This window comes from Chryseobacterium sp. 22532, assembly GCF_052044665.1.
GTDB classification, from domain to species: domain Bacteria; phylum Bacteroidota; class Bacteroidia; order Flavobacteriales; family Weeksellaceae; genus Chryseobacterium; species Chryseobacterium lathyri.
Genome location: NZ_JBQENJ010000008.1, coordinates 67509 through 87300, shown reverse-complemented (window position 1 = coordinate 87300; position 19792 = coordinate 67509). Strand labels below are relative to the sequence as shown.

Annotated in this window: 21 protein-coding genes; 12 read left to right on the top strand and 9 right to left on the bottom strand. The window is 36.4% G+C overall.

Annotation, left to right across the window (positions count from 1 at the left end):
• Positions 1-405: 405 nt before the first annotated feature.
• The 7 genes from ACTJIV_RS19250 to ACTJIV_RS19220 form a co-directional block, all read right to left on the bottom strand.
• Positions 406-807: a helix-turn-helix domain-containing protein gene (locus ACTJIV_RS19250; RefSeq protein ID WP_307724890.1), complete on the bottom strand. Its 402-nt coding sequence runs from the start codon at positions 805-807 to the stop codon at positions 406-408.
• Positions 695-1012: a hypothetical protein gene (locus ACTJIV_RS19245; protein ID WP_307724891.1), complete on the bottom strand. Its 318-nt coding sequence runs from the start codon at positions 1010-1012 to the stop codon at positions 695-697. The genes ACTJIV_RS19250 and ACTJIV_RS19245 overlap by 113 nt, the downstream gene beginning before the upstream one ends.
• Before the next feature lie 175 nt (positions 1013-1187).
• On the bottom strand, positions 1188-1976 hold the full coding sequence (locus ACTJIV_RS19240) for a hypothetical protein (protein ID WP_440629168.1): 789 nt from the start codon (positions 1974-1976) through the stop codon (positions 1188-1190).
• Between the two features lie 14 nt (positions 1977-1990).
• Positions 1991-2770, bottom strand: coding sequence for a hypothetical protein (locus ACTJIV_RS19235; protein WP_440629167.1), 780 nt, complete (start codon positions 2768-2770; stop codon positions 1991-1993).
• Between the two features lie 61 nt (positions 2771-2831).
• Entirely contained in the window at positions 2832-3410 is a 579-nt protein-coding gene (locus tag ACTJIV_RS19230) for a Crp/Fnr family transcriptional regulator (RefSeq protein WP_440629166.1), read from the bottom strand.
• 200 nt (positions 3411-3610) lie between these two features.
• Complete coding sequence (locus tag ACTJIV_RS19225; protein WP_223558383.1) at positions 3611-3991, bottom strand: helix-turn-helix domain-containing protein; 381 nt, start codon at positions 3989-3991, stop codon at positions 3611-3613.
• Positions 3972-4403, bottom strand: a complete 432-nt coding sequence (locus ACTJIV_RS19220) for a transposase (RefSeq protein ID WP_111959102.1) — start codon at positions 4401-4403, stop codon at positions 3972-3974. Before ACTJIV_RS19220 ends, ACTJIV_RS19225 begins: the two co-directional genes overlap by 20 nt.
• Before the next feature lie 585 nt (positions 4404-4988).
• Here ACTJIV_RS19220 and ACTJIV_RS19215 point away from each other — a divergent pair.
• Positions 4989-6524 carry a SulP family inorganic anion transporter gene (locus ACTJIV_RS19215; protein WP_440629165.1) on the top strand — a complete coding sequence of 512 codons (1536 nt, stop codon included), beginning with the start codon at positions 4989-4991 and terminating at the stop codon, positions 6522-6524.
• A gap of 377 nt (positions 6525-6901) precedes the next feature.
• On the opposite strand, the gene fusA is transcribed toward ACTJIV_RS19215, so the two are convergent.
• The gene (fusA, locus tag ACTJIV_RS19210) at positions 6902-8968 is read right to left on the bottom strand and encodes an elongation factor G (protein WP_440629164.1); all 2067 of its coding nucleotides are present in this window, start codon (positions 8966-8968) and stop codon (positions 6902-6904) included.
• Positions 8969-9479: 511 nt separating this feature from the next.
• On the opposite strand from fusA, the gene ACTJIV_RS19205 reads away from it, so the two are divergent.
• From ACTJIV_RS19205 to ACTJIV_RS19165, 9 genes are all read left to right on the top strand, one after another.
• The gene (locus ACTJIV_RS19205) at positions 9480-10148 is read left to right on the top strand and encodes an HAD family hydrolase (protein ID WP_111959105.1); all 669 of its coding nucleotides are present in this window, start codon (positions 9480-9482) and stop codon (positions 10146-10148) included.
• Between the two features lie 6 nt (positions 10149-10154).
• A complete protein-coding gene (locus tag ACTJIV_RS19200) occupies positions 10155-10979 on the top strand; it encodes a phosphoribosyltransferase family protein (RefSeq protein ID WP_440629163.1) in 825 nt (274 codons plus the stop codon).
• Positions 10969-11526: a TerD family protein gene (locus ACTJIV_RS19195; protein WP_111959107.1), complete on the top strand. Its 558-nt coding sequence runs from the start codon at positions 10969-10971 to the stop codon at positions 11524-11526. The genes ACTJIV_RS19200 and ACTJIV_RS19195 overlap by 11 nt, the downstream gene beginning before the upstream one ends.
• Positions 11527-11528: 2 nt before the next feature.
• A complete protein-coding gene (locus tag ACTJIV_RS19190) occupies positions 11529-12698 on the top strand; it encodes a toxic anion resistance protein (RefSeq protein ID WP_440629162.1) in 1170 nt (389 codons plus the stop codon).
• Between the two features lie 39 nt (positions 12699-12737).
• A complete protein-coding gene (locus tag ACTJIV_RS19185; protein ID WP_440629161.1) occupies positions 12738-13661 on the top strand; it encodes a hypothetical protein in 924 nt (307 codons plus the stop codon).
• Between the two features lie 59 nt (positions 13662-13720).
• On the top strand, positions 13721-14329 hold the full coding sequence (locus ACTJIV_RS19180; RefSeq protein WP_111959109.1) for a TerD family protein: 609 nt from the start codon (positions 13721-13723) through the stop codon (positions 14327-14329).
• 163 nt (positions 14330-14492) lie between these two features.
• Positions 14493-15536, top strand: a complete 1044-nt coding sequence (locus ACTJIV_RS19175; RefSeq protein ID WP_440629160.1) for a TerC/Alx family metal homeostasis membrane protein — start codon at positions 14493-14495, stop codon at positions 15534-15536.
• Between the two features lie 168 nt (positions 15537-15704).
• Positions 15705-16232: a TetR/AcrR family transcriptional regulator gene (locus ACTJIV_RS19170; protein WP_440629159.1), complete on the top strand. Its 528-nt coding sequence runs from the start codon at positions 15705-15707 to the stop codon at positions 16230-16232.
• Positions 16233-16236: 4 nt separating this feature from the next.
• Positions 16237-16650 carry a nuclear transport factor 2 family protein gene (locus ACTJIV_RS19165; protein WP_440629158.1) on the top strand — a complete coding sequence of 138 codons (414 nt, stop codon included), beginning with the start codon at positions 16237-16239 and terminating at the stop codon, positions 16648-16650.
• A 71-nt stretch (positions 16651-16721) separates the two neighbouring features.
• On the opposite strand, the gene ACTJIV_RS19160 is transcribed toward ACTJIV_RS19165, so the two are convergent.
• The gene (locus ACTJIV_RS19160; RefSeq protein ID WP_440629157.1) at positions 16722-17726 is read right to left on the bottom strand and encodes a catalase; all 1005 of its coding nucleotides are present in this window, start codon (positions 17724-17726) and stop codon (positions 16722-16724) included.
• A 358-nt stretch (positions 17727-18084) separates the two neighbouring features.
• Here ACTJIV_RS19160 and ACTJIV_RS19155 point away from each other — a divergent pair, with 358 nt between their 5' ends.
• On the top strand, positions 18085-18519 hold the full coding sequence (locus ACTJIV_RS19155) for an FKBP-type peptidyl-prolyl cis-trans isomerase (protein ID WP_111959114.1): 435 nt from the start codon (positions 18085-18087) through the stop codon (positions 18517-18519).
• Positions 18520-18784: 265 nt separating this feature from the next.
• Entirely contained in the window at positions 18785-19735 is a 951-nt protein-coding gene (locus tag ACTJIV_RS19150) for a hypothetical protein (RefSeq protein WP_223558392.1), read from the top strand.
• The last annotated feature ends 57 nt before the right edge of the window (positions 19736-19792 follow it).

Sequence of the window (19792 nt, the reverse complement as noted above, 5' to 3'; positions counted from 1 at the left end):
AGTTCTGTGATTCCTTTATTTGAATTGAGTAATAGAAAAATTTTATTTAAAGAAAAAAGAACTTATTATTAAAATTCAATAGGAGTGGGCTTTAACCCGCTTACAAAACGTAATCATAACTATTGGCTTCAGCCAAAACTTAAATTTTCAAGTATAAATTTCCATCCTCTGTACCAAGTGCACTGTAAAATTGTTTAAAAAAATTATCTGAACTAGAGGTCTTAAAAGCGAAGCACTAACAAAAGTTTCGAGAGATAAATCTGAACTCTTTAAAGCCAATTTTCTTGGAGCAAGTTATCCATTATCTATAGTAATACTTGCGTTGATATATTTATCAATGAAATACTATAAATCATCTAGATATTTTGACAATATAAATAAAAGAGGTGAAGTCACCTCTTTTCATCAAACTAAAAACATCTTTCTCCATTTCGCAACTGTATTTCTGCTAAGATTAAAATATTCTGCCAATTGACTATTATTATATTTGTGTTTTTTTTGATAAATTAATATTTCTAAAATTGCAGATTTGTCATACGATTTGTGTTTTTGGTGGCTCTGGCTTTTTACTCCAAAAATGATCTCATTAAGCGAAATGACATCCATGGAAGATAGTTCATCTTTTTGTAAAATATTTCTACAACGAGAAATCTTATCTGGATATTCTGCATTTAAAATATCCAAGTAGATTTTTTTATAATCCGGATGATGCATTAGTTTTGTATTTATTAATCCATTTATATAAAGTGGTCTTGGGAATTTTGTATTCTTCCATAACCTGATTTTTTGTTTTTTTTCCAGTATCAATTTGTTTTATAATAAAATCTATAATTTCTCTGGTATACATATTTTTTCGAAAATGAGGGAAATTCTTTTTTTCCACAGTTTCTACTATTTTGCTCGGTGGAGAATACAAGGTAAGATGATGAGAATATAATCGGAAAAAATCATACTTCAATAGCTTACACCATTTTAATAATAAATTTGACTCAAGGCTTTCTGAGGTATACATTTGATCAATATCCAATTCTGAACATTTGAAAAAATTACAAATTCGGGAATTTTCCACCTTGCATAATTCAACATACTGTTTCAACAAAGACCCAATATGAATATGTTTGAAATCCATTATCTATTTTATTTATGAATACTCCTATTCAACGTTAGTAAAGTAAAAGCCCAGATTATTAATTAGCTGGAAGAACAATAATTGAAGTTTCATTCCATAGCCCGGCCCCTATATTATACCATGATAAAGTTTGGTCAAATCCGCCCCAGAATGTTGGCACTAAAGTAGTAAGGTAATAAGTTTTTGATATGGCAGAAGAATTATTTATTATGGTTAAACCAGTTGCCACTCCATAGCGCAAAACAAATAATCCGCTTATTATATTTCCTGACAAGGCATCTGTAGATGACGAATAGCTTGTGCCATTATAATCCGCCCAGCAAAAACGGGCATAAAATCCTTTGTTAACACTTCCATCTGTATATTCAGAACTTGTGCCTTTAACAGACAATACCAAGTTGGTTTTAATAATCCATTTGCCTGGCTCCAAAGTTACTTTTCTTGAAACATAAGCAAGATTAGTGTTTACCGGACCGGAAAAACCATTTCCATCTTCTAAAACAGTTTTTGTTAGAGTTCTGTTTTTCCATATTACATCGCCATTTAGGTTAATTGTACTTAATAATTTACCATCTCCTTCTGTTCCATCTGCTAACCTGAATGCATTTCCAATATTTTCAGATTTTATATGCAATTTGGCGGTTGGATCATCCGTACCCATCCCTATTTTTCCATCGGATTTTATCAAAAAATCATTATTTTGCATAGAAGTAGTCTGATTTGCAACGTTATCCGAGTTTCCATCTACATGAAATGTGCCTTGCGGAAATTGTGTATTTATTCCTACCTGTCCGGATAAAGAAACAAATGTAAATCCCGATATTAAAATAAACCATTTATAATTCATAATCATTTTATTTTTTAATTAGCAGGATAGGCTATAATAGAATTTTCTCCCCATATTGAAGCTCCAAGATTGTCCCAAGTCCCTGAATATACAGGTCCTCCGCTTCCATTGCTAAACACATTTGTTCCGGCCAGATTAAGATAATAGGTGGCGTTACTCGTAGAAGTATTATTAATAATACTGGATCCTGAAGCCAATCCATAAGGAGCCACATAGATTCCTGAGTTTAAAGATCCTGTTATATTTGTTGTATTTGCCGCATTAGGTGTACTGCTCCACTGAAGCCTTACCCAGGCACCATTCCCATTTGTTGGTGACGGGTTTGCTTTTAATAAAATATTGGTCAATATCAACCATTTACCAGGAGGAAGAGTAATTGATATATTAGTCCAGATATTAGTATACTGTTCAACGGGACCAGTATATCCGGTAGCAGGGAAACTCCCTATAATACTTTGTGTCAGAGCTTTCCACTGGCCGTTTCCATTTGCATCTGACATAAGAACATAGCCTGTCTGTTGTGTACCATCCTCAATTCTTAATGCAGGAGTTGTAGTTGATTTGATATCTAGTTTTCTACCTGGACTTGTAATCCCAATCCCGACATTTCCACTAGAAGCAACGACAAAGTCATTTGACTGTTGTGCTGCCGAAGGAGTGCCAGAAATGTTATTATCTTTATTTCCATCTACATGGAATGCACCTTGGGGGTTTTGAGTATTTACACCTACTTGAGCATTCATTAAAGAAGCCCACAGAACAACTCCTAGGGGGAGAAGAATTTTTTTCATCATTGTATTTTTTTAAACAGAACAAAGGTAATCTGAGCATAAAATACAGTTGATGAAATTAGTTTCAGAAATCAGTTTTTTTTATTTTACTTAACCATTGTGGAGTAACGCCCATAAATTCGGCAATATACTTAGAGGGAACTTTTTTTATGATTTCAGGATATTCTTTTATTAAAGTAGAATAAAGTATATTTGAGTTTAATGTAATAAGTTTTGACGTCAACTTCTCTTTACTTACAAGTGCTTCTATTATATTTTTATAATAAAAGCTCCTATACTGATTACTTATTTCTATTAATTTCATTATATCTTCCTTATTATAACAAATAACCTCTGATTTGGTAAATGCTTTAATCTGGCACATAGATGGTAATCCTTCGAAATAGCATTCTGAAACAACAAAGAAAGGTTGAAAATCAGGGAGATAAAAATTTGTTGTTCTTTCTCTTTCTGATTTTTCATCGAAATACTGTGAAATGAGGCCTCCTTTTTTTACATAAAACATATTTTCTGATATGGAGCCTAAAGCCACAAGAGAATCAAGGCTTTTAACTTCTATCATAGTTCCACATGACAAAATATGTTCAACTAGTTGATCGGAGAGCTTATATGATTTAAGAAGCTTTTTTAGTCCATCCATCATTTTATAAAATTAATCGGTTACTAAACTATGTAATTATTTAAATCCGGCATGTGAAACTAATTTAACAAATGCTTAATTTATTTAAATATTCTGTAGCCTTTAAAAAATTTTTATAATGCACATAAACCTTTAATAAAGTTACATTGATTTCAGGCTAAAAGAAGAAAGTTTTTCTAATCTTTTACAAAAATGCCGGTGAATTATTCGCCGGCATTAATTACTTGTTCTATTTCTTCTTCGAAAGCTTTCTTCCAGTTCATGATCGTTGTTCTGCTGATCTTATATTTTCGTGACATGTAGCTGGTAGAAAAACCATGCTTATTCTGATACTGTAAAAGCTTGAACATGGTTTCCTTATCATAAGTTCTAAGCTTCTGATTGTTGATCTGGCTTTCTTTCGACTGCTCAAAAATCTTTTCGTTGAAATTTAACACATCTTCTGTGGTATTCAGCTTTCCTAAGAGCTCTTTGATCTTGGGATCTTTCAGCTTTTCCGGATGCTCCAGCCTCAGCATATCATAATATATCTTTTTGTAATTGGGACGCATAAAGAATTTCTGTTTATCCGTTATTATTATCATTATTTTTCTGAAGCCATCTGTGAAGCGTGCTTTTGGGGATAGAATATTCTTTGATGACCTCACCGTAGGTCATCTCGCCGGATAGAATCCTTTTCAGAATAAAATCTTTGATCTCCTGAGTATAAATATTCTTCCTGAAATAAGGAATCTTATCAGATTTCTTTTGATTCTTATTCACTGCAGATGGAGGTGCATAAAGGATAAGATGCGAGCTGTAGAGTCTGAAAAAGTCATATTCCAGTAGCTTGCTCCATCTCAAAAGTAAATCCGTATCTATGGATTTGCTTTGGTATACATTTTCAATAAATTTATCATCCTTATTGAGAAAATTGCAGATCCTTTCCATAGATACCTCATTTTCATCAACCATCTCCTTGATAAACTTTCCTATATGAATTTCTTTATATAACATTTATTGAGTACTATTTTTTTAATTCATGAATTAAAGAAAATAGAAAATATATTACATTCCGGCGAATGACAGCACATTTAAAATACGGGTACGTCGAGAAAATCTCAGCGGCAGCAAAAAAGAAATTTAAGCTTAGTACCATACTTTGATATATGTACAGTCGACAGTCAGAGGGATGACCGGCCGATATTGTTTCAGGCTCTATGTCTTAAAAAATATTTTATACCTCAATTTTTCAATTGCTGTATTCTTAGTCATTGATTCATGTGCCTTTATCATGTTCTGTAGGAATATGTCTTTAAAACTTTTTCATACAGTTTTCGTAATATTTTCAACTATTAACCTTAGTATGGGCAGATCATACTATCCGTAAAATGTTAATTGATAGTGAATAATCTGCCTGTTAGTTTTCAAATTTAAAGAAAAAATAGAACCTAATTCCTAAAAATGCATAAAAAATCTCTTTCAGAATGAATTTTAAATAAAATTAACATATTAATTATACGGGGATGTGAATTATTTCAATCAAAAAGTTTAAACATTGTAATTGCATTCCATCTTTCAAGTATATACCTTTGCAGCTCAATGAAAAATACCATAAGCTTATTCGATTTTTCGAAAAAAATAAATTATAAAAACGAACTTCTGGCAGGTTTTACAGTGGCTATGACCATGATCCCTGAATCACTTTCTTTTGCGATTCTGGCCGGATTGTCCCCGCTTACAGGGCTTTATGCTGCCTTTATGATGGGACTTATCACGGCAATTTTAGGAGGCCGCCCCGGAATGGTTTCGGGAGGAGCCGGAGCCACTATTGTTGTATTGATCGCTCTGATAAAATCTCATGGAATAGAATACCTTTTTGCCGCCGTTGCTCTTGCCGGAATTTTTCAGATACTTGTCGGAGTTTTTAAGCTTGGGAAATTTGTGAGGCTCATTCCGCAGCCTGTAATGTACGGCTTTTTGAATGGTCTCGCGGTCATTATTTTTATGGCTCAGATAGAACAGTTTAAAATAACAGACAGTACAGGAGCCATCAGCTGGCTTCAGGGAATGCCTTTATATATTATGGCAGGACTCACAGCTCTTACCATTGCTATCGTATACTTTTTTCCTAAGATTACAAAAGCTGTTCCTGCATCTTTGGTGGCAATTATCGTAGTTTTTGCGGTGGTTTTTGGTTTTAATATTCCTACAAAAACTGTAGCAGATATAGCACACATCAGTGGAAATCTTCCAAGTTTTCATATCCCGCAAATTCCTTTTACCTTAGAAACGCTGCGGATCATTTTTCCCTATGCTTTGGTGATGGCTGGGGTTGGTCTTATCGAATCTCTTCTTACGTTATCCATGGTAGATGAGATCACCAATTCAAAAGGAACTGCCAACAAAGAGTCTGTAGCACAGGGAATAGCCAATATTACCAATGGTTTTTTCGGAGGAATGGGAGGCTGTGCCATGGTAGCACAGACGTTGGTCAATCTCAATGCAGGTTCAAGGGCCAGACTGTCCGGGATTATAGGTTCGGTAATGATCCTTGCTATCATCTTATTCGGAGCTCCGTTTATTGAAAGAATACCAATGGCAGCATTGGTGGGAGTTATGATGATGGTTGCCATAGGTACATTTCAGTGGGTTTCTATCCTGATCGTCAATAAAATGCCGAAGTCCGATATTTTTGTAGGGATTACTGTAGCCCTGATAACAATTATCCTTCACAATCTTGCATTGGCTGTTCTGGTAGGAGTTGTAATAGCAGCTCTGGTTTTTGCGTGGGATAATGCCAAGAGAATCAGGGCAAGGAAGTCCATCGACGAAAATGGAGTAAAGCATTATGAAATATACGGCCCCTTATTTTTTGGCTCAGTAACTGCATTCATGGATAAGTTTGATCTGATGGATGATCCGGATGAAGTTGTAGTAGATTTCAGGGAAAGCCGTATCGTAGATATGAGCGCTATTGATGCTTTGGATAAACTATCTAAAAAATATAGTCAGCAAAACAAAAAGCTCTATCTGCGCCACCTCAGTGAAGATTGCCGTGCCATGCTGAAAAATGCGGAGGCCATGATTGAAGTCAATATTCAGGAAGATCCTACGTATAAGGTGATGCCGGAATAAGGGGGGAGACTGAAAGATTTAAAAATTTAAGAATTAAAAGATTTAGAGATTCAGAAATTTAAAAATCTGTTTCAATTGAGAAATCTGTGGGAAGCAAAACATCAACCACAAAGTCACAAAAGTTTTTTTAAGTTGAATATATCATTCGCATAAAGTGCACTACAGTTTTATGAAAATCTTTGATTTTTCACTTATGTGATCTTCTTGTTTTCAGGATGGTAAAACTTTTGAAACTAAAGTGATCTAAAGTGTTTAGAATTAAAATCTTTTGTGACTTTTGTGGTTAAATAGTACGCAAAAATTCACAATTGACCATTCACATTTCACCCTGTAATAACCAAACAAGGACTGTAAAATCATTTTACAGCCCCCGTTTTTTAGGTTACTAATGTATTGGCAATGAAATCCGGCACCAAAGCATAGTGCGACAGTTTCATGCTGATCGAAGCTCTTCCACTCGTCAGAGTTCTCAGATCGGAAATATATCCGAACGTAGAAGCCAACGGAACTTCCGCCGTGAAAATCTTTCTTCCTGATCTTTCATCAATGGACGAAATAATTCCCCTTCTTCGGTTGATATCAGCCGTTACAGCGCCCGTGTACTCTTCAATACTCTGGATTTCAACCTGCATGATCGGTTCCAGAAGTTTAGGACTGCATGATAAAGCAGCCGCTCTGAATCCGTCTCTCGCTGCATTTTCAAAATCAAATGCAGCAGAATCTTGGTCATGGAAAGAACCGTCCAGAAGTCTGATCTTCATACTTTCCAAAGGATAACCTTTCAATGGTCCGTTTTCCATGGCTTCTCTGAAACCTTTTTCTACGGAAGGAATAAATTCACCCGGAATAACACCTCCTTTGATCAGATTAATGAATTCCAATCCGGGTTCATTATTTTCTCTTAGTCCGATCTCAAAAGTGATATCGGCAAACTGTCCGCTTCCACCATTTTGCTTCGAAAGCTTTTCCCTGTGGGTTCTGGTTTCCGTTAAAATCTCACGGTAAGACACTTTAGGTTTCCCTTGATTGATTTCTATACCATGATTCAGACGGATCTTTTCAAGAGTGACTTCAAGGTGAAGTTCACCCAGACCGCTCAACAAAGTTTCTCCGGTCTGCAGGTCTCTTTCTACCACTAAAGAAGGGTCTTCTTCCTGAATTTTAGCCAGAACCAAACCGAAAGATTTCTCATCACTGTTTGTTTTAGGCTCTATTGAAACTCTGATTACAGGAGCAGGAATGGTAATCGCTTCCAGAAGGACAGGTTTCTCTACCGCTGATAAAGAATCTCCGGTTTTGGCGTCCTTAATTCCTGTTAAAGCCACAATGTCACCTGCTTTTCCTTCTTCTATCGATAAAGTTTTATCAGACTGCAGCTTCAGAATTCTCGATATCCTGAAACTTTCCCCTGTCCTTACATTCAGAACCGTATCACCGGATTTTATCGAACCGGAATACAAACGGAGCATGGCAAGTCTTCCCATATGTTTATCGATCACGACTTTAAAAACAAGTCCCGAAAAGAATTCAGCTTCATTTCTTACCAATTCTACAGCTTCTTCCGTATCGGGGTCTTTTCCCTGAACGGTAGGAAGCTGATCCGGTGCCGGAAAATAAGTAACTACAGCATCCAAAAGCGGCTGTACCCCTTTATTTTTAAAGGCAGAACCACAAAGAACCGGAATCGCAGCTCCTGACCTGCAAACCTTTTGTAAAGCTTCAGTAATCATTTCCTCAGCAATGCTGTGTTCAGGATCCATGAAAATCTCAAAAAACGTTTCATCGTATTCCGCGAGGGTTTCCATTAATTTCATCCTGTATTCATCAGCATCCGCTTTGTAATTCTCAGGAATTTTTTTCTCGATAATGGTTTCCCCGTTTTCATCCGTCCAGTATAAAGCTTTCTGCCTGATTAAATCAATCACTCCTTCAAATTGGTCTTCAGCCCCCATTGGGATTTGAAGCGCCATAGGAACTGCATTCAGTTTTGTTTCAATTTCCTTAAGAACGGCGAAGAAGTCCGCTCCGATTCTGTCCATTTTATTGATGAAGCATATCTTTGAAATTCCGTGTTTCTCAGCCTGGAACCAAACATTCTCAGTTTGTGGCTGAACACCTGAAGAGGCACAGAACACAGCAACAACACTATCCAGAATTCTTAAGGAACGTTCGACTTCTACTGCGAAATCGATATGTCCGGGTGTATCGATGATATTAATGTTATAAACCGTTTCTCCTTTCTTCCATTGTGTGGAAACAGCTGCGGATGAAATGGTGATTCCTCTGTTTTTCTCCTGGATGTCTTTATCCATGGTCGTATTTCCATCGTCTACATTTCCAATCTTATGAATGAGACCTGTGTAATAAAGAAGCCTTTCCGTTAAAGTGGTTTTTCCTGCGTCTACGTGTGCTATGATTCCTATATTTCTTGTGTTATATTTCATTTTGCTGAATTTAAATTGTTGATTTTGAGAATACAAATAGGTATTCTCCTCGTTTGAGGTCTGGAAAATAAGGCAGCAAAAAAGACCCATCTGAACAGATAGGTCTTCAATATATTTTAGTAATAAAAAGATCTAAGGAACTATTCAGATAAATATTGAGTGCTGCCAGAGTACACAGCTCTCACAGGGTTACTTAAAGTTATTATATTTATCATTGTTGTTGACATTGTTGATTTTTAATCGGTTGCGAAATTAGATAATTTTTTTAATTGTCCAAAATTTTTTAGAAAAATTTTTTGATCAGCGAATTTAAACAAACTGTTAAGCCCAACTGAAATCAATAGAAAAGCAGGTGAAAATTCATAAAAATTTCTTAAAACAGAGAAGTACATCATGCTTTTCTAAGAAAAATTTTATCTTTGGGAAGAATACCCAATGAAACACTTGTTGATGATTAAACAATTTTAAATCTTTTTCAAGAAAGCTAAATAAAACTTTTAACTTAAAACTATTGAAAACGGATATCGACATTCACAACCACTGTCATTTTTCTTTTGACCTGTGGCTCACCTTAATCAAATCTCACCCTGAATTTAAAACAAAAAGAGTTGAGCTGTTCACCTCGTTTTTTGATATTAACAAACCTGTAGAAGAAGTTGCGAAGACTGTAAAATATTATGATGATCTCTGCAATACAATCAATGAAGTTACAGGTGGAAATATTGATACTTTTGAAATGTATTTACTGATTCTGGGTTCGCTGGATGTAGATGTAAAACAATTGGATAAAGAAATACTGAACGGCTTTTATCTGAAAAGTGAAGACCTGTTTTTAGAATATAAGCCTGTTATCATTTTCGAAAATATAAAAGAATTTTTTGATCAGATCAAGAATGAAGGAAAGACGGTTAATATTCTGAGCAATACGGGATTTATCAAAGGGAGAACAATGAGGAAATTTCTGATTCAGGAGGAGCTGGATCAGTATATAGACTTCCATATTTATTCCGATGAGATCAATATTTCCAAACCGAATCCTCTTATTTTCCAGGAAGTGAAAAATAATCTTAAAGACCGGGATCTTCCGATGCACCGTATCCTGCACATTGGAGACAATCCCGTGGCAGATTATAAGGGCGCAAAAGATTTTGGCTTCAGTGCCCATTTACTTAAACACTAAATTACTATGAATAAAAGATACAGCTTACACCACATTCATTCGGCGGATGAGTTCAGTTTCTCACCCGAGGAATACAGCTATTTCAAGTATGGCGATAAGTCGTATGCTGAAAAGTTTGCTAAAGAATTATTCAACGGATTTATTGCAGAACATGCAGACCTTTTAAACACAGAAAAAGAGATTGTGGTTCTGCCAAGTCCGTATATGGCCATTCCTACGGCTTCTAATTTTTTATGTTTTTTCTTTAAAAAGCATCTGGATCTGTACCTGTTTCAGAAAGGAATGAGATCCAGTATTATCTCCAAAATCAACCGTAACCATACCTATATCACGGATTATGGGAACCTTAATTTTGAAGACCGTAAAAATCTGATTGCGAATGATACTTATTATATTGATAAGGACTTTTTACGTGGAAAACTTTGTATTTTTATAGACGATATAAAAATCACAGGAAGCCACGAATATACAGTGAACAGGATTTTGAATGAGTATAATGTGGAAGCAGATTTTATGTTTCTCTATTATGCGGAACTGATGAACTTTGATATTGATCCGAAAATCGAAAACCATTTCAATTATTACGCCGTGAAAAATGTAAAACACGTCGCAGAAGTAATGGGAAAGGCAAGTTTTGAATTTAACACAAGGATCGTAAAATATATTTTAGGCCTGGATTCAAGTAATTTTGACTATCTTACGTCTAAAGTAAAAAAAGAGCAGATGGACCTGCTGCTTGAGCTGGCCATCAGCAATAATTATCATTTAATAAAAGAATACGAAAATAACATTAATACTTTAACACAAACGGAACTATATTATGGCTATTAACTTACAAAAAGGACAGAGAGAAAACATTAACGCACCTAAATTCACTGTAGGTTTAGGATGGGATATCAATAATACTTCTACAGGAACAGCATTTGACCTTGATGCTTCTTTATTTTTGCTTGGCGAGGACAAAAAGCTGGTTTCAGACAATCACTTTATTTTCTATAATAATTTAGAATCTCCGGACAAATCTGTGATCCATACAGGGGATAACCTTACAGGAGAGGGTTCAGGAGATGATGAACAGATCAAGATAGATCTTACAAAAATAGATTCAGCAATTCAGGAAATTACGGTAGTGGTGACGATCCACGATGCTGATGCAAGAAAACAAAACTTCGGACAGGTAAGAAATTCTTTCATCAGAATTTTCAATACTGATACCAACGAAGAAATCCTGAAATATGAATTAGACGAGGATTTCTCTATTGAAACTGCAGTGGAATTCGGAAGAATTTACAACAGAAACGGAGAATGGAAATTTGAAGCTGTTGGAGCTGGTCAGAGAGACGGCCTTGACAAATTCGTATCAATTTATCAAAAGTAATTATGGACAACCAGGACAATCAACCCATAGATCCAATGGGATCAATTGAACCTCTTAAAACATTCGAACCCACCCCAATGGCTCCACCGAGCCAGCCTGTACAAAATACGGCACCTGTGGTTCTTGTGGATAAAGAAGGAAATGTAAATCTGAATCAGCTGCAGGTAGAAGAACGTCAAAAGTATGAGGTTCTTGCCAATTCCATCGATGAGACCAATCCAAGCTCCATCGTGAATTACGGAGCAGAGCTTCAGAAAACCTTATCCAACCAGAGTGACAGCTTTTTAGGAAATGTAAGAAGATCCAACTCAGGAGAAGTGGGAGTGCTTATCAATGATCTGTTGGTAGAATTGAACTACGTAGATGTTGATGAACTTCAACAGAATAAAGTGAAAAGTTTCCTCAGCAAGATCCCGTTCATGAAAAAAATTGTTTCGCAGGTAGAAAATCTGTTCGCGAAATATGATAAGATCATCAACAATATCGAACAGATTGCTCATAAAGTAAACGCAGGAATTATAACGTCTACCAAAGACAACGCTGTTTTACAGACAATTTTTGAGAGTAATGTGAATTCCATCAAGCAAATTGAAGACCTTGTGATCGCGGGAAATGTAAGAATGGAAAGAGCCGCAGGGGAATTGGCCCAAATGGAAGCTGACCCGCAAAGCTACCAGGATTATCAGATTGCTGATAAGAGAGATTTCATCGCAAGATTAGACAGAAGAATGGCTGACCTTAAAGTAGTGCGTATCATCATGATGCAGTCACTTCCGCAGATCAGACTGGTACAGAATAACAATGTTTCTATTGCTGAAAAAGCACAGACAATTCTTACTACAACACTTCCGGTTTGGAAAAACCAGCTTTCACTGGCCGTGGCCATGTACAGACAGCAGCAGAATATCGAGATCCAGCAAAAGGTATCTTCCACTACGGAAGCGATTCTGAAGAAAAATGCAGAACGTCTGGGTCAGAATTCAGTGAATGTAGCGAGAGCGAACGAGCAGACCATCGTATCGGTAGAAACATTGAGAGAAACGACTTCCATGTTGATCAATACATTGAATGAGGTGAAACAGATCCAAAAGCAAGGTGCTGAAGGAAGAAGAAAACTGGATCAGGATCTTCAGACACTGGAACATGAATTAAAAGCAAACGTCAGAGGTTAATAACAGAATACCAAGGTGGGGGATGATGCAGCAACCATAATGTCTCAGAGTAAAAGAAGATTAACAAAGCTTAAACTTCTTGCTAATTTTTTTGAACATATTGATATCATATCTATTTACATCAAAACAGATATTATACACAATTTATTTCAGGAAAATAAGGCTTTGGACTACAAGAAGCTGGAACTGTTTCACCTGCAGTATACCGACAGTCTCATAGAACTTCTTACTAAGATCAAAAGGCAGAAGGAAAATGATATGCTGGCTGTGATTAACGAAATTGATGTCAATAATAAATATATTGAAGGTTTTGAAGAAAGGCGTGGAGACAGCTTTCAGACCGAACGGAAAATGTACAGCGGCGTATTTTCCCAACATCTGAAAACGCTCTATAAAGATCTTACCGAAAATATCTTTACGGCAGATTGGAACAAGGTTCTGTATTTCCATAAAAAATACGGACAAGAGTTCTACAGGACTAATGCAGATGAAGAACAGCTGAAGTCCCAGCCTTTTCCGGCCTATCAGTATAAAGATTATGCAATAGAAAGGAAACTTTTGGGAAGACTGAATATTCAGAATTTCAAGGTGCGCTTTGTTTGCGGTTATCTGATCGGGACTTATGAATATGAGCTCTTCAGAATATTTCAGTCGGATGATTATTTTATTTTTGGTATTGATGAGAAAAAACTTTACCTGTTTGACGGTGATCTGGAAAAACTAGATATTTCCGAAAACCAGTCGAACCAGACAACGATCATCAATCAGCTGAAAAATAAAAACGAGCTGTTGGAAAATTCCATCAATGAAAGAAAGCGAATGCTTCCTGCAGAAGTGGAAAATGTACTGAAAGACTATCTCAAAAACCTGGAAAATATAGATATTATGAGCAAAATATTTGATTTCGACGAAGAAACGAATATCCTGCGTGCCATGCTTAATCTGAATTTAAATAATAATTAAAGCGAAAGAAAGCTATCATTTCGCCCAACAATAAAATAACAATACTAAACCATAAAAAAATGGCTATTAACTTACAAAAAGGTCAAAGAATAAACCTGAAAAAGGAAAACGGTGCCGAGCTTACCCAAGCCTGTGTGGGAATCAACTGGGGAGCAATTGAGAAAAAAGGACTTTTCGGAACTAAAAAAGAAGCAGTAGACTTAGACGGAAGCTGTATCTTATTTGATTCAAACAAAACGCTTACAGAAGTAATCTATTTCGGAAACCTGAAATCTAGAAATGGTTCTGTACGACATAGCGGGGACGACCTTACCGGAGATGTAAACGGGGACGATGGACTAGACAATGAAGTGATCACAGTGGACTTCAGCCAGCTGGAGCCGAACGTGGAACATGTTGCACTGGTACTGAACAGCTATCAGGGGCAGGATTTTGGAACAATTCCTTTCGCTTCTATCCGTATCTATGAAGGAACTCCTACCAACGTAAGAGAGGTTTTCGCTAAATATGATATCGCCAACGATGCTTCGTTCAAAGGACATGTTGCCATGGTCATGGGTGTTTTCTATAAAAGAAACGGTGAATGGAAGTTCAACGCGATCGGTGACCCTACCTCAGACAGAAAGCTGGAGCAGACGATTCAGACAGTTCAGGCCAATTATTTATAATCGATAGATAATCAGTAAGAATAGGCTTTGTCTCATTCAAAAAAAATGAATAGTTTTACGGCTTGAGCCAAAACTTACATATTGAATTAAAATAATTAAAAATTAGCAATATTTGTGCATGCCGTACATCTATTGCTTTTATCATATAATAACATAAACTGAAGTGGAACATCAAAGTATTTTAGAATTGCACCCGGGCTTGGTGTGGGGATTTGCGATAACAGTCGTTATCATGCTGCTCCTGGATTTAGGAGTATTCAACAAAAAAAGCCATGAAGTATCGTCCAAAGAAGCCACCATCTGGTCTATCGTATGGATTTCATTATCCATGATATTTTCCGGAGTAGTGTATTGGGTTTTCAATACAGACGGATCTCCTGAGAGCCATGCCGTGGCCGTAGAAAAATTTACGCAGTATCAGGCCGCCTACTGGATTGAAAAGGCTCTCTCTGTGGATAACTTATTCGTATTTATCCTTGTTTTCGGGTTCTTTAAAGTTCCGAAATACCTTCACCACAAAGTTCTCTTCTGGGGAATTATTGGAGCACTGATATTCAGAGCAATATTTATCTTCGCAGGAGTAGGACTTATTAACCTGACGTATCTTCCTGAAATGAATATTTTCGGAGCAGCGGTGAAAATTAATGTGGTGATGACCCTTTTCGGTCTCTTCCTTGTGTATGCCGGAATCAAATCCTGGGGTGAAGGAGATGGTGAAGATGATGAAGATTACAGCAATACGGCCGGTGCAAGACTGATCAAAAGTTTCTGGAAAGTTTCCGATAACTATGATGGTGATAAATTCTTCACTATCCAAAACGGAATCAAGATGGCAACACCGCTTTTAGTAGTGGTGGGAGTTATTGAATTTACCGATGTTCTTTTCGCGGTAGATTCTATTCCAGCAATCTTTGCCATTTCCAATGACCCGTTCATCCTGTATACATCCAATATTTTTGCGATCTTAGGATTAAGATCATTATATTTCCTGTTGGCGAATTTTATCCACATGTTCAGCAAGCTTTCTTACGGTCTGGCTATTATCCTTTCATTTATCGGGGTAAAAATGCTGATTGCACCATGGATTCATATTTCATCTCCGGTTTCATTGGGAATCGTAGGAGGAGTATTATTGCTTTCTGTTCTTTTATCCATTATGTTCCCTGAAAAGGAAGATGAGGAAAAAGAGAAGCTGGAAGATCAATAAATTTTAAGAATTTTCATTAAAAATAGAAGCCCTTGATATTAAATTTTCAAGGGTTTTTTTTATGTGAAGCCACAAGTTTTTTTAAATTAAAATAATAGTGTTAAAAATAGACAGACTTGTCTGTATGTATTGAATTTTATTGTACATTTGTCCTATAAATTAAAACAGATGGCATCACCAAGAGATAGAATTGTTCAGACAGCTTCTGGTTTATTTGGTAAGCAGGGGTATAATTCCACAGGCATCAACCAGATTATTTCCGAAGCAAAAGTAGCAAAAGCAAGTTTCTACCAGTACTTTAAATCTAAGGATGACCTGTGTGTAGAATATCTCAATGTACGACATCAATATTGGTTCAATGAATTGAATCATTTTTGCGCACAGGAAGAGACCACGAAATCAAAAGTCCTGAGATCTTTCGATTTTCTGATCCATATGAATCAGAAAGAAAACTTTCAGGGATGTAGTTTCCTGAATATTCTGTCAGAAATACCTATGAATAATGCTGAAATTTTAAACGTCATCCAGCATCATAAAACAGACCTTAGACATTATTTCACAAAACTTTTGAAGGATGATATTCTCTCAGATCATATTTATTTGCTTTTTGAAAGCAGTCTCATAGAAAGCCAGCTTTTTAAATCCAATGAATTCATAGAAAGTTCAAAAAAAATAATCAATACTTTAATTCCTTAAAAATATGGAACAGAAACACCCGCTTCCGCCCTTCACCCTTGAAACAGCAATAGAAAAAATACAGATGGCAGAAGATGCCTGGAACAGTCAGGACCCTGAGAAAGTATCCAAAGCTTATACAGTTGACAGTGAATGGAGAAACAGGGATACTTTCATTAACGGAAGAGAGGAAATCGTTACTTTTCTACAGAAAAAATGGCAAAAAGAACTTAACTATAAGCTTAAAAAAGAATATTGGGCCCATACAGACAACCGTATTGCTGTCCGTTTCGAATATGAATACCAAACCCAAGATGGAAAATGGTTCAGAGCATACGGAAATGAAAACTGGGAATTTGATGGGAATGGCCTTATGCAGAAAAGATATGCAAGTATTAATGATGTAAGCATCCGGGAAGAAGACCGGAAGTTTAAATAATGGCATAAAGACTGCTCACCTGAGCAGTCTTTTATTGAAAATATTAAAGCCAGTTAAAATAAAGCCCTGATTTATTGATGCTTATTCAGCAGCTTATTAATTTTCCTTCTCGTCTGCAAAGAAACCTTATACGCCTCATCACGCAGTTTCTGTATCTTTCCCACAGGCTGAAAAAAAGGTTTACTTTCAAATGGGTTGAATGAAAGCAACTCATTGGTACAGTCTCGGGGATCAAGCAGTGCTCCCTGGTTGATGATCACTTCCCCAATCTTAATGTAAGGAGAATTTTTCCATTCGACATTCAGCCGGTTGATTGGTTGGCTTTTCAGGTCATAGCAAAACTGTATAAAGACCTCTGCTGTATAATTGTTATCCTGAAAATAGCTTTTCAAGGCATCTTTCATCTTGAGTTTCCTGCCAAATTTTTTATTGACGGACTTCGGAACCAGCTTTATCTTAATCATATTTTCACCGAGACGGTAGGCGCCCACAGAATGATAATCAAAAGAGAGAATAAAATCATTCCTTTTGCCCAGAAGTTTTATAATGTTTTTGAAAAAAGACAGCGTAAAAAAATAAGGAATCATCTTAACAGCCTGAGCGGCCAGCGAGAACATACCTCTCCATTTTTTCATATACAACCGGTTGACCGCAGTAAACAGTTTCAGAAAATGAGAAACCGAATTGGTAGGAAATAAAGGAAAATTAACAAGTGGAAAATTGGCGATCAGATCACCGTTTTCATCCTTTACTTTTACTGCGAATCCATAGGCGGGAATATCTTTTTCAGTCGTATTTATCTTCAGATTAGCATTCGAGATCCTTATGGTCAGGTCAAATTTTTCACCGTCAAAAAACTGAAAAAGTTCTTCAGGAATATTTTTATCAATAATGAATGTGCCATCAGCTGCTGCATACGTTTTTGCATGAGCGTTTCTGGTAGCATAGTTGACATCGCTTATAGAAGAGGACTGTTCAACAAAGTCGGCAATCGACTTTTTATTGATTTCGAGAAGTTGTTTTTCCTCTTCATTTAGCTCATCAAACTTCTTATTATATTTTAGTGGTTGTGGCATTTAGTTTTTAAATCCAATTATAACGCCAAGTTTCCGAATCTGTGTTAACCCAGTGTTAAAAGTGTTTGAATTTTCCGGCAGAGAATGAGATTGGGAGAGAAGATGGATGAATTAGAGACGGAAGTTGTTGTTATTCTGTGATTTAAGAAAGGAGGGAAGATGGAAGCCTGAAGATGGAAGAACTCTTTATTTACCCATTAGCTGGCGGTGATGTAAATTTATTTCTTCATTATATTCTAAACCGATAACCAGCAACATCTTAACTATTATCCCTGCCCAACTACCTCCATAACTTCTATCCTCCAGCTTCCCTCTTCCGTTCTCCCCAAAACCCTTATCTTTGTAAAAAATATCAATAATGGGAGTAGCAGATATGTTATTTAAAAAGAAAAAAGAACTTGCCGAAAAGAATCTTAATGATGGTAAAGAATATATGGAAGAATATGGTAAGAGAGAAAGTGTTGTACAGTTGCCGAGTGGCTTGCAATATGAGATCATTACCGAAGGAAATGGTCCGAAACCAGGGCCTAAATCCACAGTAAAGTGCCATTACCACGGAACGACTATTTCCGGTAAGGTTTTCGACAGCTCCGTAAAAAGAGGAACTCCTGCATCTTTCCCTTTAAATAAGGTAATTAAAGGATGGACAGAAGCTCTTCAGTTAATGCCTGTTGGAAGTAAATGGAGACTGATCCTTCCTCCACATTTAGCGTATGGGGATCAGCAGATCAGCAAAGAAATAGGACCGAATTCTACTCTGGTTTTCGAAGTGGAACTGTTGGATATAAAATAATCCTGCTTAAAAATAGCTTAAAAAATTACCTGATTTCAGGTAATTTTTTTTATTTGTATTATATTCGTGTTAATCAATTATTAAAAAATAAAGATGGTTGTAATTTTTAAGGTTTCAGGGAACTCCGGAAAATGGTATACAGAATATGCAGTTTTAAATTTTATCGGAGATAAAATCTTTGCGCCTTTAAAAAAAGTAAACCATTAATCTCTTGCGCCTTTGCGGTTACCCAACAATATTACCCAAAGCAAAAAATATAAACTGAATGAAAAAACTCTTTTACTTTTTGGCAGTATTCAGTCTGTTAGCTTCCTGTGTCTCCAAAAAGAATCAGGTGATTAAGCAAAATATCCTTACGCTGAAGGACAGTTACTGTAAAGCACCTTTCAAATACAATTACAGCAACAGAATCCCATCCTATAATTCGGATTCTATTCTGGCTGCCAATAAAGAGCTACAGGGCCTGTTTTCCGATCAGAGTATCCTTATTCTGAATGCCTTGGATAATCTGGATGAGGTTCATCAAATTATTGATCTTAAAAAAGACTCATCCATTGCTTCCCAGGTTAAAGTATTGCAGCTTAAAACCAAGATCAACAGCAAAATTACCATTGCCCTTACAGAACTGGATGCCGTTGCTGCGGAATTTGACTGTGAAGGAGAAAGAGTGGCGCAAATAGGAAATTATGTGGATAATCTTAACGATTCCAAAAATAATAAGCTGATTCTGCTTTCTATTGTAACAGGAGCGGCTGCCTCTGTGGCCGGAGGAATCATCAGTGATGGAGGCTGGAGCAATGCCGTTGACATCAGTGGAGGGGTTCTGGGAGCAGGTTTCGGGCTTGCAACCCTTAATCCGAAAGGCAAAAAAGTAGAATTTATCCATCAGAGAAACCTGCTGAGAGATATTTGGAGAGGAAAACTGGAATCCCCGAATTTTCCGCCATTCATCTGGTATATGTATACAGAAAAGAAATTTTCCAATAAAGAAGCACATTCTATAATTGGTAATATGAAGGAAAGATGGCTTCATTATCAGTTTGATGACAATAAAGCGGAAGCGGATCAGTCCGTGATTTTCAGTGATGGAGGCTTTTACAGGGCAGATGATCTTCATAACCGTGCTGCCATGCTCAATCAGATGCAGTCTGCAACAAGAACCATTAATCAGAACATCAATTATCTGCTGCTGGATCTGGATAAATTAATCCTTTAAGAAAAATTTAACTGTAATAAAATTTGTTACATTTAAAAATTTGTTTACCTTTGTCAT